This window comes from Vibrio sp. 1F263 (assembly GCF_041439035.1).
GTDB classification, from domain to species: Bacteria; Pseudomonadota; Gammaproteobacteria; order Enterobacterales; family Vibrionaceae; genus Vibrio; species Vibrio tasmaniensis_A.
Window position 1 is genome coordinate 109,670 of sequence record NZ_JBGONI010000001.1, and the last position, 16,636, is coordinate 126,305.

At 43.4% G+C, this 16,636-nt stretch carries 11 protein-coding genes; 6 read left to right on the forward strand and 5 right to left on the reverse strand.

Annotated features, from left to right (window positions below; genetic code table 11):
* Positions 1-260 precede the first annotated feature (260 nt).
* Positions 261-2,351: a S9 family peptidase gene (locus tag ACED25_RS00480; protein ID WP_371694458.1), complete on the forward strand. Its 2,091-nt coding sequence runs from the start codon at positions 261-263 to the stop codon at positions 2,349-2,351.
* A gap of 169 nt (positions 2,352-2,520) precedes the next feature.
* Positions 2,521-3,327, forward strand: coding sequence for an exodeoxyribonuclease III (xthA, locus tag ACED25_RS00485; RefSeq protein WP_371694408.1), 807 nt, complete (start codon positions 2,521-2,523; stop codon positions 3,325-3,327).
* Between the two features lie 136 nt (positions 3,328-3,463).
* Here xthA and ACED25_RS00490 read toward each other — a convergent pair whose 3' ends face one another.
* The 5 genes from ACED25_RS00490 to ACED25_RS00510 all read right to left on the reverse strand — a co-directional run bounded on the left by ACED25_RS00490 (position 3,464) and on the right by ACED25_RS00510 (position 9,576).
* Positions 3,464-6,199, reverse strand: coding sequence for an ImpA family metalloprotease (locus ACED25_RS00490; protein ID WP_065678767.1), 2,736 nt, complete (start codon positions 6,197-6,199; stop codon positions 3,464-3,466).
* A gap of 199 nt (positions 6,200-6,398) precedes the next feature.
* The gene (locus ACED25_RS00495) at positions 6,399-7,076 is read right to left on the reverse strand and encodes an ABC transporter permease (RefSeq protein ID WP_009846321.1); all 678 of its coding nucleotides are present in this window, start codon (positions 7,074-7,076) and stop codon (positions 6,399-6,401) included.
* A gap of 2 nt (positions 7,077-7,078) precedes the next feature.
* Entirely contained in the window at positions 7,079-7,819 is a 741-nt protein-coding gene (locus ACED25_RS00500; protein ID WP_012603591.1) for an ABC transporter permease, read from the reverse strand.
* A gap of 79 nt (positions 7,820-7,898) precedes the next feature.
* Positions 7,899-8,669, reverse strand: a complete 771-nt coding sequence (locus ACED25_RS00505; RefSeq protein WP_009846319.1) for an ABC transporter substrate-binding protein — start codon at positions 8,667-8,669, stop codon at positions 7,899-7,901.
* A gap of 136 nt (positions 8,670-8,805) precedes the next feature.
* Positions 8,806-9,576, reverse strand: a complete 771-nt coding sequence (locus ACED25_RS00510) for an ABC transporter ATP-binding protein (protein ID WP_004736532.1) — start codon at positions 9,574-9,576, stop codon at positions 8,806-8,808.
* A 791-nt stretch (positions 9,577-10,367) separates the two neighbouring features.
* Here ACED25_RS00510 and ACED25_RS00515 point away from each other — a divergent pair.
* The 4 genes from ACED25_RS00515 to pflA all read left to right on the forward strand — a co-directional run bounded on the left by ACED25_RS00515 (position 10,368) and on the right by pflA (position 16,600).
* Entirely contained in the window at positions 10,368-11,909 is a 1,542-nt protein-coding gene (locus ACED25_RS00515) for a DUF3360 family protein (protein ID WP_016767646.1), read from the forward strand.
* Positions 11,910-12,216: 307 nt separating this feature from the next.
* Complete coding sequence (gene pflB / locus ACED25_RS00520) at positions 12,217-14,493, forward strand: formate C-acetyltransferase (RefSeq protein ID WP_371694409.1); 2,277 nt, start codon at positions 12,217-12,219, stop codon at positions 14,491-14,493.
* A 201-nt stretch (positions 14,494-14,694) separates the two neighbouring features.
* Positions 14,695-15,696 carry a lipid A deacylase LpxR family protein gene (locus ACED25_RS00525; RefSeq protein WP_041472762.1) on the forward strand — a complete coding sequence of 334 codons (1,002 nt, stop codon included), beginning with the start codon at positions 14,695-14,697 and terminating at the stop codon, positions 15,694-15,696.
* A gap of 163 nt (positions 15,697-15,859) precedes the next feature.
* Entirely contained in the window at positions 15,860-16,600 is a 741-nt protein-coding gene (gene pflA, locus ACED25_RS00530) for a pyruvate formate lyase 1-activating protein (RefSeq protein ID WP_009846312.1), read from the forward strand.
* The last annotated feature ends 36 nt before the right edge of the window (positions 16,601-16,636 follow it).

Here is a 16,636-nt window from a genome sequence, read left to right on the forward strand (position 1 = left end):
TTTCCCCCAGCTCACATCTACCATCGATTCCATTAAACATTACTTTGATTTATTGAATACAATAACAGACACTTACGCTGAAAGTACCAATCCAGAATCCCATTATAAATAACATCACTGGAAGAAAACTAACCACTAAAGGATGCTGGCATTAAAACGAGTAAGGTACACAATAGGATATACAGATGCGTTTCGCTTTAACCACATTAGCCGTATCGGCCGCACTTGTCGCCGGATGCAGCAACCAAGGAATAACAACCATGGACCACAACTCTCCATCGCAACTCATCGCACATCAAACCCAAGCTCCCGTAGCTAAGAAAGTCCCTCATGCAATGACGATTCATGGTGATACCCGAATCGATGATTATTACTGGATGCGTGATGATGAGCGCCAAGACCCAGAGATCTTGCAGCATCTTGAGCAAGAGAACCAGTACGCAGAAGCCGTGCTGAAACACACTGAAGCATCACAAGAACAGTTATTTGAAGAGATCAAAGGCCGAATCGCAAAAGACGACCATTCGGTTCCAGTTCGCAAAGGCAGCTACTACTACTCGAATGAAGTCACAGGTGACAACGAATACCCAGTTCACTTGCGTGAAAATGACTTTTTAGGTACAGACAAGCAAGTCATCTTAGATGTTAACGAACTAGCAAAAGACCATGAATTTTTCAGTATTGGTGGCTTAACGATCAGCCCAAGCGAAAACTTGTTGGCCTATGGCGAAGACACGCTGAGCCGCCGTATTTACACCATCAAGATTAAAGACCTCACGACAGGTGAATACCTAAAAGATGAAATTGAAGGTGCTTCGAGCGCTATTGCATGGCGAAACGACAACCAAGCCTTTTACTACATCAAAAAAGATCCACAAACATTACTTGGTTATCAAGTTTACCGTCACGTTTTGGGCACACCTCAGACAAGCGATGAGTTAATCTACGAAGAAACCGACAGCGCTTACTACACCTCTTTGAGCAAAAGCAAAGATGGTGAACAGGTCTACATTTGGCACTCGAGTACAGAAACTAGCGGTGTTTCAGTCATAGATGCCAACAATCCAAACGCTAAAGCTGAAGCTTTCTACCCACGAGAAACGGGTATCGAGTACAGCATCGCTAAGCTAGGTGATTGGTACTACATCTACACCAATTACCAAGCGGTCAACTTCCGTTTAATGAAAGTCACTGCTGAAGAGATGCATGACCGCTCTAAGTGGGTCGATGTCATTCCTGCTGACGAGAATACTCAGCTTGTTGACTTCGAGCTGTTTGATGACCATCTGGTTTACGAGCAACGTGCGAATGGCTTGTCTACAGTGAAAGTTCGTCAACTCTCAACAGGGAAAGAGTTCCCACTTGAATTTAACGACACTGCTTTTGCTGCTTACCTAACAAGTAACTATGAATTAGATAACTCAAAAGTTCGCGTCTATTACAGCAGCTTAACCACGCCAGGTACTTACTATGATTTCGACCTAAGTTCAGGAGAATCCGAAGTCATGAAACAAACACCTGTATTGGGTGATTTCGAAGCGGATAACTACCAATCAGAGCGAATTATGGTAACGGCTCGCGATGGTAAGCAAGTACCTGTCTCTCTGGTTTATCGCAAAGACTTATTCAAGAAGGACGGCACTAACCCAATCTACCAATACGGCTATGGCTCTTACGGCCACACGATCGAACCAACCTTTGGCTCGGCTCGTCTCAGCTTACTAGATCGCGGATTCGTTTATGCGATCGCACATATTCGAGGTTCAGAGATGCTTGGGCGCCCTTGGTATGAGGACGGCAAAAAGCTAACCAAGCAAAACACGTTCAACGACTTTATCGATGTAACCAAAGGGCTGGTTGAAGAAGGCTACGGCGCACAAGATAAAGTGTTCGCCGTTGGTGGTTCTGCTGGCGGTCTATTGATGGGCGCAATCATCAACCAAGCACCAGAACTGTACCGTGGCATCGGAGCACATGTTCCGTTTGTAGACGTTGTCACAACCATGCTTGACGAATCGATTCCTCTCACCACCAACGAGTATGACGAATGGGGCAACCCGAACGAGCAAACCTATTACGATTACATGCTAGGTTACTCACCATATGACAATGTGAAGGCTCAAAGCTACCCGAACATCTTGGTAACAACAGGCCTGCATGACTCACAAGTACAATACTTTGAACCCATGAAGTGGGTGGCCAAGCTGCGTGAGATGAAAACAGACAACAACGTGCTGCTGTTCAAAACCGATATGGAAGCAGGTCACGGCGGGGCTTCCGGTCGATTTAAACGATTAAAAGAAGACGCACTTGAATACGCGTTCTTTTTAGACTTGCTAAAGACTCAGTAGATTCTGCGCAAAAGTGAGTATTCACACCATTTTGTCGCCATTTAGGGGCGACAAAATGGCGACAGAAATTATTAAGCATGCTTAAATACGATTAATCATGAAACCCACCAAATCAGCAAGCCCTTGAAAAGCAAGCAATCACAAGGGTTTACGAGAGGTATAAAAACAAATGAAAGTAATCAGCTTCAACATCAATGGCCTTAGAGCCCGTCTTCATCAGCTTCAAGCTATTATCGATAAGCACCAACCTGATGTGATTGGTCTACAAGAGATCAAAGTGCACGATGAAGCCTTCCCGCTAGCCGATGTTGAAGCTATGGGTTACAAGGTCTACTTCCACGGTCAAAAGGCTCACTACGGTGTGGCTATGCTTTGTAAGCAAGAGCCAATTTCGGTACAAAAAGGCTTTCCTACAGACAATGAAGACCATCAAAAGCGTATGATCATGGCGACGTTTGAAGATGACAACGGTGAGAAGGTCACTGTACTAAATGGTTACTTCCCTCAAGGCGACAACATTAAGCATGAAACCAAATACCCGTACAAGCGCCAGTTCTACAAAGACTTAATGACGTACCTGAACGATTACCACAACAAAGATGAACAAGTGATCGTAATGGGCGACATTAATATCAGCCCTACCGATATTGATATCGGCATTGGTGAACCTAATGCGAAACGTTGGTTGAAAACCGGTAAATGTTCTTTCCAACCAGAAGAACGCGAATGGTTGAAAACATTGATGGATTGGGGCTTTGTGGACAGCTTCCGTTTACTACACCCTGAAGTGAACGATCAATACTCATGGTTTGATTACCGCTCAAAAGGCTTCGTGGACAACCGCGGCCTGCGCATTGATGTGGTACTTGCGACTCAGAAGCTTGTTGACAAGTGTACTGAAGCGGGCATCGACTACGAACTACGCGGCATCGAAAAACCGTCAGATCACGCGCCAATTTGGTCGACGTTTAAGTAGTTACTTTTAGGTAACAGAACTTAGCCATATCAAGTAGCTGGTAAATCGTGTTCACTAGGCTAACCAGAAGCGAATAACGAAAGAGAGGAGTTAATATCTCCTCTCTTTTTTCTTCGTGACTCTATCTGCCATATACCTAATTAAGCGGCCAAGCGGTCGTGCCGTCAACATCTAACGGCGTCTTAGCAAATTCATCTAAGCAATAGCCTTGATTAGACGATGCAAAATATGTCAAAGGCATGTTACTTAGACTAAGAGCTGTGACTTGTTGCTTCGCTTTATCACTGAAACTGAATCCCCACATATCTAAGTATTGCTTCATATCCCTTTCTGCTACGTAGCTTAATGCGATAAGCAACCAGTCATTGTTGGTGATGCCTTCGGCTTCTTGTTTGGTGTAATCAGAAAAACCAATAGAGCCTTTACCGTTGTTCCAAAGAGTATCACTGGCTTTCAAGCGATTAAACTCGCGTTCAATCAAGTGTAAGCGCCCTAGTAAATGCCAACCTGAATTCAATACACCTTGCTGCTCAGTCAACATCATCATTTGAATGAACATACGAGCCCCCCAACTCCAACCCGTTTGATTTTGAGCCGCCATAAAAGCGTTTGGATCTGGTTGAGTTCGGCTCTGCTGTAAAAGTTGATACTGCCCTTTAAAGTCTAGGCTTTGGCAAGACGATACCTTTGCCGTATCTTTGTAATACTTTGATTTACTGAAATACGAATAGTAGTTGGTTGTTGAGTGGCCTTCCCACCCAGAGAATCTAAAACGTCCTCTTTCCAATCCATGACCAAGCTCGTGCAAATCACCATGCCCTAGAGGATGAAAAGACCAATAAGCATCGTAAGGGTTTCCTGAACAACCGTAACCACAAGTCGCTTGATCGGCATTCATGTGCTTTACAATATCAATGTTCGCAATTTCCCAGCCCTTTGCCTCTCCGTATTGGTGTATTTCAGCAATTTCATCAATTCCTGGCCCTTTGAAACCCGCAAGTGCATGAGGAAGGTTGTGTACGTAACGCTCTGTGGCGAGAGCCATATCATGCGGCTGTGCCCAATCAGAAGCTCCGATAGACTCTTTCATCTTGTCTAGTTTAGAGTGAACTTCAAATCCGGGAGTCACCAACTCAGCCCAGTCAAAGTTACCTTCTTCGAGCTGCGCGACAAAGCTATCGTTGTCCGCTTGACTTCGCCAAACAGGGTGTTGGGCAACATTTTCAAAACGCAGCTCTACATCGATATCGTTGGTATCAAAATGAACTTGTAATGTCCCGCCATAGGCAGAGGTCAGGTATATCGTTTCTCCATGTTTTACGGGGTAAGTTACCGAAGTCAAAAACTTCGGCCTTGCATAGCCGTCTTTACCCGAAAACTCATGAGTCGCACCGCTACGTAGTGTGTTAAGGGCAATCGACGTTGCCACTTTGTTATTATCTAATCGCGTCACTTTGATCGTCTTACCCGGTAAGGCATATACACCCGCCGCACGGAAGTTTTTCTTTGACTCTAAAGTAATAATCTTGGTGATGAGAGGGACATTCTTAAAGTTCTTGGTGCTGAAGTTCCCTAAACTCGGCTGTGCTGCGTTATGTTGTCGAGTGTTGTATGTCGCGTAATCACTGTAATACGACCGAAGAAAGTCGATTCTATCTGTTACGTCTTTACCCATTGGGTACTTAACGTCTTGTCGGTAGCGATCAGCAAGTAGCAGTAACAGCTTTTCATATTCGTAGTTCTTGGATGCAAAGAGATCAATTTTTTTGCTATCAAGCGTCGTTAGGTGTGAACGAATACTGTTCGCGGCCTTATAGAACTCTTCATCCATGTTGGACTCATCTGGGCAAGATTTGTCATCACATAAATTCAAGTCAACAGTGAAACTATCGAGTTTCAGGCGCTGTAAAAGTGCTTGTTGTTTGACGATATTATCTGGCATTCGATCAATCAGTTGCGTTGAATCCCAATTTGACAGCCCTAGCCTGCGCCAATAGTTATCACCAACATACGTCATATGCATTTCTGCAAATAGTGCGTTGCCTAAGTCCGTCATACCGCCATCAAGATGCAAATACAGTACGGGAATCTTTTTGTTGAACGCCAAACGTAACCCCGTCATTACATCGTTAATTTCGTCACCATCATTTAACTTTTGAGACAAAATCAATAAATCAGGGTTGTTCGTTTCAATACATTGGCTTAATTTGCTGCCGTCACAGGCGTTGTCATCATTGATAACCATCGAAGGATTGATGTTGCTCGTTAGCCAGTTTCGCGTTGCTTTGTCATCAGGAAAATAATAAGACTGCTCCATCTGAGCCAAGACAACATTCTTAGGTGAACTTGTGCCTGATGCCCAACCCACCAAGTTTTTTAACCACACATCCATTTCTGCGTTGACTGAATCCGTTGAACGTTGCTTAGTTCGAAATGGGTTACTTGCTAACGCAGCGTAACGACTACCGCTCGATGTATAACCTGCAATACCAATCGCAAGCTCTTGGTCAGTATATCCACTCTGCATCGCTTTATTGGTTTGCAGGATGACATCGTTGAAGCCGTAAGTTGGTAAGATTATCGCGGCATCGTGTGTTGGATCCCAATGAAGATTGCGCAGCGGCGTGCCGTCTGAATTTTTAGACAGAGACTGTTTAATTTGACTGTAATCGGATTTGTATTGGGCAACGAGCGCTTGGCTGGCGTCAATAAACTCATTGGCATTAGATACAAGGGATGCATCTCCGGATTCAAGCGCTTTTTGTACCGCCGTTTTACTCGGAGGTTGAGCGGAATCACTAGAACCACCACATGCAGAAAGTAGTAGAGACGACGGCAAAATTAGACACAAAGATAAGATGTTTTTTTTCATTGTTATACGACACTCAAAAAAATTGGAGCAAGTGTATCTATGGGTTCACTTAAGTCAATTGATTCGACTAATGGGTTCGTAATTTATGGAGTGAATTTAACAAATACCACTTAAACTTATTGGTACCCGAACAATTGAATTGAAATTAAAAACGGCGCTACAAGAGCGCCGTTTGTCTAAGAAAATCTGTATCGTAGAGTTAACTTAACGGCCTTAGGTAAGCAAGGAAACGCTTCTCTGCGAATTTGAAAATCGCAATGATGATAAACGTTAGCGCCATGTAGAATAGACCTGCAGTTAGGAAAGACTCGAATGGAGCGTAGTAGCGAGAGTTGACCAAACGTGCAGCACCAGTTAGATCCATAATGGTTACGATACCTGCTACCGCTGAACCATGAAGCATAAAGATAACTTCGTTACTGTAAGCCGGTAATGCACGACGTAGAGCACTTGGTAAAATGATGCGGCGGTATGTCTTGGGTGTGCTCATACCATACGCTTTTGCTGCTTCAACTTCACCTTTCGGTAAGCCATTAATAGCACCACGAATGATCTCTGCAGTATATGCTGATGTGTTTAGAATAAACGCAACTAAAGCACAGAACCACGCGTTTTCCCATAGTGTATCTTTTACTGGGAAGAATTGGTCCATACCGTAGTAAATCAGGTACAACTGCACCAATAACGGCGTACCACGGAAGAAATAAATGAACGACCAAGCTGGTGCATTAATCATCATATTTGGACTGTTACGAGCGATAGCTAATGGTATGGCTACGAATAAGCCAACAATCAAAGCGACACAAACCATCCAAGCCGTTGTCCACAAACCACCAAGGTAAATCGGCAGGCTTTCAATTATCAATGAAAAGTCCATAACTACCTCGCGTGGATACTGAATTTACGTTCAACCAACTTAAGTAAGCCCGTCGAAACACTGGTGAAGAATAAGAAGATGATTGCTACCGTCATATAGAAGGTAAATGGCATTTTGGTTGAGCCCGCCGCCAGAGCGCTAACACGTACCATGTCTTCAAGGCCAATAATAGAAACCAGCGCGGTAGTTTTTAGTAAAACCAACCAGTTATTACCAAACCCCGGCAATGCGTGACGAATCATTTGCGGTAATAGAATACGACGGAATGCTAAAACAGGGCCCATGCCATAGGCCTTTGCCGCTTCCATCTCACCGCTGTCGACAGCCATTATCGCACCACGGAAGGTTTCTGCCATGTACGCGCCGAAGATGAATCCAATGGTTAAGACGCCAGCAATGAATGGGCTGACATCAATATAATCAGGTAGGTAAGCGGTCCATTCGTGGTTAGGGTCACTTGATGTGAACCACTCATTGAGCCACTCATTGATGGAATACAAACTGTTGTTTAAAAGGATTTGTCCACCAAAGAAAATTAGCATCATCAATACGAGATCGGGTATACCTCGAATAACGGTTGTGTAGAGGGTTGCAATTGCACGAGCCCAGCGATAAGGCGCGAGTTTAGCTAAGGCACCTAGCATACCAAGAACCATAGCTAAAATTAGCGACAGTAAGGCAACTTCGATTGTAAGCACCGCCCCTTTCAGGATCGACGCTTCATATCCTTGTAAATCAAACATAATGAATTCCAACAGAACTGCGAAAAAGTTGGTAAGACAGGGAGAGGTGAGCCTCTCCCTTAAGAAGTGACGCTAGAGATTACTTACCGTATACGTCGTAGTTGAAGTATTTAGCAGCGATATCTTGGTAGATGCCTTTTTCACGTAGTGAAAGGATTGCAGCATCTAATTGCTTAGTCAGATCTTTGTCTTGCTTACGTAGAGCAATACCAAAACCTTCACCGAACCATTTAGGATCAGTTAGTGATGGACCAACAAACTCGTAGTCTTCACCACCCGCTTTGTTTAGTACACCTTCTTCTAGAGCAGATGCATCACCCAGTACAGCAGCAACACGACCGTTAGCTAGATCAAGGTAAGCTTCGTCAAATGAACCGTAACGAACGATTTCTACTGTGTCGCCGTAGTTATCTGTTAGGTACTTGTCGTGAGTTGTTGCACGTTGAACGGCAATTTTTTGACCACTTAGATCATCAAAGTTAAGGCCTGCACCTTTTTTAGCGATGAACTTGTTCGGGATAAGTGCGTATTTACCTGTGAAATCGATCTTTTTCTTGCGCTCTTCCGTGATAGACATTGCCGCAATGATCGCATCATATTTACGAGCAAGCAGAGAAGGAATAATACCATCCCAATCTTGTGCAACGATCTTACACTTCACCTGCATTTCAGTACAAAGCGCGTTAGCCATATCGACATCGAAGCCTTTCAGCGAACCGTCAGCTTCTGTCCAGCTAAATGGAGGGTAAGCACCTTCAATACCGAAACGTACTGTTTTCCATTCTTTTGCTTGAGCTACGCCCGTTGCAGCAGTTGCAGCAAGTGCCGCGACTAATAACCACTTTTTCATATCCCTACTCCTGTGATTTAGGTTTTTATGTTTTGCTAATTTTAATATTGTGTTTGTTGTTACTTATTAACTTACTTGTTGTGTTTCATTGTTAACACTGTCGCCATTTACCTTAGCAACAGCATTTCAATTCTGATTAGTAAATCGATGAGATAAATTGTTGTAATCGCTCAGATTCAGGCTCAGTAAACAGTTTAGCTGGATCGCCCTGTTCTTCCACCAAGCCTTGATGTAAGAACATCACATGATTTGATACGTCACGAGCAAAAGCCATTTCATGTGTTACCACAAGCATGGTTCTTCCTTCTTCTGCTAGATCGCGCATTACACCAAGTACTTCCCCTACTAACTCAGGATCAAGTGCCGATGTTGGTTCATCAAAAAGCATCACTTCAGGATCTACCGCTAATGCTCTTGCAATCGCCGCACGCTGTTGTTGTCCGCCAGATAAATGACCTGGGTAGTAGTCTTTGCGTTCATATAGCCCTACTTTCTTCAGTAGCAGCTCAGCATTTTCAATCGCTTGTGCTTTAGGTACACCTAAGACGTGAACAGGCGCTTCGATAACATTTTCGAGAACGGTCAGATGAGACCACAGGTTGAAACCCTGAAAAACCATTGCTAAGCGAGAACGGATTCGCTGTACTTGTTTTTCATTGGCAGGAACAGAAACACCTTGGCGGTTATTTTTCATTTGAATTAATTCACCATTAACCCAAATCTCGCCAGCAGTAGGTGTCTCTAAAAGGTTGATACATCTAAGGAAAGTACTTTTACCCGACCCTGAAGATCCGATAATCGATACTACATCGCCTTTATGCGCAGAAAGTGAAATTCCCTTTAAAACTTCATTTTGACCAAACGTTTTGTGTAAATCCTTTATGTCCAGCGCTGGTACATCTTTCATGCGCTTTCTCTCCCAAGTTTGTGAAAATGCAAGGTACTCCGACCTTTTCATGCGATACAAACTAGCACCACACGAAACAACATGCAACAAATTATTAACCTAATAATTGAGAATAAATAGCGATTAACTCTGACTTATTATGCAATGAATAGCGTTTTAGTCTCAATTTACTGAATGAAATGTATCAACAAGCTGGAATTGCGACTCTGGCATTGTTTAAATAAAGTTAATCAAAATGAGATTCTCGTAGCTTGATGCCTCACAAGAAAAACACGTTTTGTGAACTTAAAAACGGCGCTTCCAACAAAATTTAATACCCGCAGTAGTACACCAAACTCACTATACGAGAACGTTATTAGAAGGTCGTTGAGTGGTTAAAACTTCATAGGCAACTAAGAGACCAGTTACTAATAGTGAAACCACTCAGTAAGTAAGAGGTATCCGGCTGATGCTATGTAGAGCAAGACATGAAGAAGATAGCTAACGTCAATTTGTGAAAACTAATTACACAATTCATCAACGGTACGTTAATGAATCGCTTCGTTTTGTAGCTTTCTTTCACATAAACTCATAAAGTGATCAAGATCAATCACCCTAAAGGGTAAGCTTGTTAGACTCAGCAGCAAAGAATAAGGCATTAAAAATGCCAAACATTTCTTTTAACTTAGCTGCATAAAGCACATCAAAACCGTGCAACATAATATTAATAAGTTATAACTAAGAAATAACGCAATTACGCGAAATTTTATAATTCAATTTTAGAATTACTAACATAAAAATATGAGGAATCTATGTCAGACGTTGTGAATAATGCGAACTCTGAAGTAGAAGAGAAAAGCTATAAAGAGCTACACCGCCCTGCTTCTGAATTTGAGAGCCGCTCAGATTACTTAGATCACGAACTTCAAATCATGAAGCCTCGTCGTTTTGGCCTAAACCTTCCAGGCCGTGATTTCCGTTTTGAACTTGAAGATCTTGTTCCTGCACTTGCTGGTACCATCGGTATCATCGCGATGTACTCTGCAGTAATGATGTCTTGGGCTGATGGCCTAACTCAAGCTTGGGATCACGTAAACCTAGGTAAAGACTTCGCGATTGAAGTTGCTCGTGTAGAAATGCTGATTCCTGCACTGCTGTTCTGTATCCTTGCTTCTGGTTTCTTCAACCCGAAAGCAAACCTTGCCGGTAACCACGGCCCAATGATTCCTCTTATTGGTACCATCGCTCTCGCTGGTGCTCACCCTCTTGCATTGGCTATCCTTATCGGTGTCTTCGGTCTAATCCTAAGTTTCCTAAAAGGCGGCTCCAAGCTGGTTAACCTGACTTCGGAAGGTACCGCTGGTGGCTTGCTCATTTTCTTAGGCCTAACGGGTACCATGAGCCAAATTAACTCGATTCAAGCATGGGCGGTTGGTCTTCAATCTTCTACTGTTGAAGCGGGTAGCATGGGTTACGTCGGTCTAATCGTTCTTGCTATTACTATTGCTATCTATGCTTTCTTAGCAAAAGTGAACAAGCGTTGGTTAGCTATCCCAGTTTGTGCATTCACAGGCCTTGCTATTGCATTAGCATTGGGCGCTGGTTTCGATATCGTATTCGAAACTGAAATGGGTATCCCAAACCTAAACCCAGTTTACTGGTGGGGTTCGACTTCTGAAGGTTGGATGCTTGGCTTGCCAAACGTTGAACACTTCATCGCTTCTCTACCATTTGCAATCCTAGCGGTAGCGATGTGGTCACCTGACTTCCTAGGTCACCGTATCTTCCAAGAACTAAACTACCCTAAACGTTCTGAAAAAGTTCTGATGGACGTTGATGACACTATGACTATGTGTTCAGTTCGTCAAATGGTGGGTACTGCGGTTGGTGGTGGTAACATCACTTCTTCTTGGGGTACTTACATGATCCCAGCAGCAATCGCGAAACGTCCAATTCCTGGCGGCGCAATCTTGCTTGGTTCTCTATGTATTATTGTTGCGATTCTTGGTTTCCCAATGGACGTTGCAGTATGGCCACCAGTGATGCGTGTTGCGCTACTTGTAGGTGTATCTCTACCTCTACTTGAAGCGGGTATGCAAATGGTTAAGGATTCAAAGGATTCTCAAGCAGCTGGTATCTGTATCTTCGGTTCAGCGGTTGTTAACCCTGTATTAGCATGGGCTCTGACTATGCTTCTTGATAACAACGGTCTAATTGGTGATAAAGAGCGTGCGAAGCGTCTATCATTTGTAGACAAGATTGTAATCCCTGTTGGCGTTTTAGTTATCTGTTTAGTAGCAATGCTTGCAGTTGGTATGCTAGAAAGTCAATATGGCCTAAAAGCTTGGCTATAATGCTCATTACTACACAAAAGTAGTATTGGGATTAAAAAAAAGTTTGGGTGGCAACCCCTGTCACTCAAATTTTTTCAACTTTTTTTGGCATTTATTGATTTAGTTTAAGGTTTGCAGAAATTTTTTAGCGTAGTCTTGAATACATAGAGTAAAGACAACATATAAAAGGTAGTGACAATATATATAACCATATGACGCTCATATGCTCATATATATTGTTATTAATAAGAGTGTACTACCCTTACGAGGGGCGCTGGCTCAACAGTGTTAATGTACGTATTTTTTCTACTAAAAAGGTAGGTATGTCATGGCAGAGCAATTTGCTAAAGCTTGGGAAGATTTTGCTGCAGGTGAGTGGCAAAGCGAAGTAAACGTTCGTGATTTCATTCAAAAGAACTACACGCCATATGAAGGCGACGAGTCTTTCCTAGTTTCTGAGGGTACTGAAGCAACTAACAAGCTTTGGTCTTCGGTAATGGAAGGTATCAAGCAGGAAAACGCAACTAAAGCACCTGTAGATTTCGATACTTCTGTTATCTCTACCATTACTGCTCACGATGCAGGTTACATTGAGAAAGATCTTGAGACTATCGTTGGTCTACAAACTGAGAAGCCACTAAAACGTGCAATCATCCCTAACGGTGGTGTACGTATGGTTGAAGGTTCTTGTAAAGCATACGGTGAAACTCTTGACCCAATGGTTTCAAAAATCTACTCAGAATACCGCAAAACACACAATGCTGGCGTTTTCGATATCTACACTCCTGATATCCTAAAATGTCGTAAGTCTGGTGTTCTGACTGGTCTTCCTGATGCTTACGGCCGTGGTCGTATCATTGGTGACTACCGTCGTGTTGCACTTTACGGTATCAAATTCCTAATGAAAGACAAAGCTGCTCAATTCGCTTCTCTACAAGAGCGTTTCGAGAACGGCGAAGATCTTGCTGCTACAATGCAATTGCGTGAAGAGATCTCTGAGCAACATCGTGCTCTAGGTCAAATCAAGCAAATGGCTGAGAAATACGGTTTCGATATCTCTGAGCCAGCTCAAACTGCTCAAGAAGCTATTCAGTGGACTTACTTCGGCTACCTAGCTGCTGTTAAATCTCAAAACGGTGCTGCAATGTCTCTAGGTCGTACTTCGACTTTCCTAGACATCTACATCGAGCGTGATATCGCTGCTGGCAAAATCACAGAAGACCAAGCACAAGAGATGATCGACCACTTCGTAATGAAGCTGCGTATGGTTCGTTTCCTACGTACTCCTGAGTACGATGAGCTATTCTCTGGCGACCCAATCTGGGCTACAGAGTCTATGGGGGGTATGGGTGTTGATGGTCGTACGCTAGTAACGCGTTCGAACTTCCGTTTCCTTAACTCTCTATACACTATGGGTCCTTCTCCAGAGCCAAACATCACAGTTCTTTGGTCTGAGCAACTACCTGACGGCTTCAAGCGTTTCTGTGCGAAGGTATCTATCGATACTTCTTCTATCCAGTACGAAAATGATGACCTAATGCGTCCTGACCTTGGTTCTGATGATTACGCAATCGCTTGTTGTGTATCACCAATGATCGTTGGTAAGCAAATGCAGTTCTTCGGCGCTCGTGCTAACCTTGCAAAAACTATGCTTTACGCAATCAACGGCGGCGTTGATGAGAAGCTTAAAATGCAAGTTGGCCCAGTTGGCGACAAGATCACTGACGAAGTACTTAACTACGATGACGTAATGGGTCGCCTAGACACATTCATGGATTGGTTAGCTAAGCAATACGTGACAGCTCTAAACAGCATTCACTTCATGCACGACAAGTACAGCTACGAAGCGTCTCTAATGGCTCTTCATGACCGTGACGTTCGTCGTACTATGGCTTGTGGTATCGCTGGTCTGTCTGTTGCTGCTGACTCACTGTCTGCAATCAAATTCGCGACTGTTAAACCAATCCGCGACGAAGATGGCATTGCAACTGACTTCGAAATCGAAGGCGATTACCCTAAATACGGTAACAACGACTCTCGTGTAGATGACATTGCTTGTGAACTAGTTTCTACGTTCATGAACAAGATCCGTAAGCTTAAGACTTACCGTGATTCAATCCCTACACAGTCAGTTCTTACTATCACGTCTAACGTGGTTTACGGTAAGAAAACAGGTAACACTCCAGACGGTCGTCGTGCTGGCGCTCCTTTCGCTCCTGGTGCAAACCCAATGCACGGTCGTGATGAGAAAGGTGCTGTAGCTTCACTAACGTCTGTAGGTAAACTACCGTTTGCTGATGCTCAAGATGGTATCTCTTACACTTTCTCTATCGTGCCAAACGCGCTAGGTAAAGAAGAAGATAGCCAACGTGCTAACCTTGCAGGCCTAATGGATGGTTACTTCCACCACGAAGCTGGCATTGAAGGTGGTCAACACCTTAACGTGAACGTTCTTAACCGTGAAACTCTAGAAGACGCAGTTAAGCACCCTGAGAAATACCCTCAGCTAACGATTCGTGTTTCTGGTTACGCTGTACGCTTTAACTCTCTGACTACAGAGCAGCAAGCTGACGTAATCGCACGTACATTTACTGAGTCTCTATAAGCTCACGCTCAATAGACAGTAAAAACTATTAGCCTCGCCAATGTGCGGGGCTTTTTTATATCTACTCTAAATCTCATCAATACCCCCTCCCCCAAGAAAGATTAGATTGGCCACAAAAAGCACACTCGCATTCACTTTTTTTCTACAAATCCACTCAAACTACGGTACTATTTCTGTTCATCATTTTAGAGTAACCGCTACATGAAATACCTTCGTTATTTACCACTGATTCTCCTCTCTTGTTCATCACTGGCATCTGAACGCTCTACGTTAACTTTTGCGTTAGACAACGATGGTATCTTTGGTGTCGACCAAGACTATACCAACGGTTTATTTCTGGGTTACACATCGTCAAGTATTACGCCATACGCTTGGGTAAAACCATTGAGCCTTTCCTATTGGGGCGCAAGCTCTTTAGATAAGTGGGAAATCACCATTGGTCACAAGATGTACACGCCTTCTGACATTGAATTAGAAAAACCATCAGCCAATGATCGTCCATACGCAGGTTACCTACATACAGAATTCAACTACATCAGCTTGAACCCACAACAAGCCCAGCGTTTTAACATCACGTTTGGTACTACAGGCGAGCGAGCACTTTCCGAAGACGCTCAAAAACTGGTTCACTCAATCACTAAATCAGACGAACCTATGGGTTGGAAGTATCAAGTTGATGATGAGTACGCAGGTAGCCTTGGTTACTTAAGTCATTTCAACCTAATGCGTAATCAAGCATTAGCGAATACTGACTTCGAGATATCTAACGTATCAGAGATCAACGTTGGTAATTTTAGAAGCGACATTTCTACTGGATTTATGTTCCGTTGGGGTACTGACTTGGGCGGCAACTTTGGCGCAGCGAACATCAGCACAGAAAACCCATTCAAAGCAGGCATGATAGGTGCTTCAAATACAGGTTGGTTTACTTACGCAGGTCTTGAAGGGCGTTACCGATTTAATGACCTGACTGTCGAAGGGGATCGTTCCGGTGTTAATGATTATGCAAAGAAAAATGACCAAGATCCTGCGATCTACGATGTCACTTTAGAGAACATTCAAGCGACAGCGATACTTGGTGTTGCTTGGTATAACCAATACGTTGGTGCATCTTTCGCACTTACCGCAAAAACACCCGATTACCAAGAAGCAACAAAGTCAGTGTACGGTACTGGTGGCATCACTATGTTTGCTTTCTTCTAGCCATAGAAAAGGCTTTCACCGCCTGCTTTTCAAGTTAAATAAAGGCAATCATCTTCACAGGTGATTGCCTTTATTTTTAAAGACCTAGTTACCATTTGACCCTATTTTATGTACCGTTTTTGTAATAAAATAAACGGTATAAATTCCTATACGAGAATAGCTCATGTCTACAACTGGTCGCATTCACTCATTCGAATCTTGTGGTACTGTCGATGGCCCTGGTATCCGCTTTATTGTGTTTCTTCAAGGCTGCTTAATGCGTTGTATGTACTGCCATAATCGCGATACATGGGATCTTCATGACGGAAAGGAAGTAACGGTCGAAGAGATCATTAACGAAGCAAAATCATACCGTCATTTCATGAAAGCCTCTGGCGGCGGTATCACCTGTTCAGGTGGCGAAGCGATGCTACAACCTGAGTTTGTTCGTGATTTTTTCCGCGCGGCTCAAGCTGAAGGCATCCACACTTGTCTTGATACTAATGGCTATATTCGTAAACACACTGAAGTGGTCGATGAAGTACTAGAAGCCTCTGATCTGGTAATGCTGGATCTTAAACATATGCGAGATGAAATTCACCACGATTTCATTGGTGTATCAAACCGACGTACTCTGGATTTTGCACGCTACCTACACAAAATAGGTAAGAAGACGTGGATTCGTTATGTGATTGTTCCTGGCTACACAGATACGCCAGAAGATGCGCATCTTCTGGGTGAATTCATTAAGGACATGGATAACATCGAAAAAGTAGAACTGCTTCCATACCACAAGCTAGGTGCTCATAAGTGGGAAGCATTGGGTCACGACTACCCTCTTGAAGGTACAAATCCGCCAAGCAAAGAAAAAATGGACGAGATTGTTGCTATCCTCAGTCAATACCATTCAAACGTAAAATACTAATTTAGACTTACGTTAATAGTGATTTCAAACGCCTCA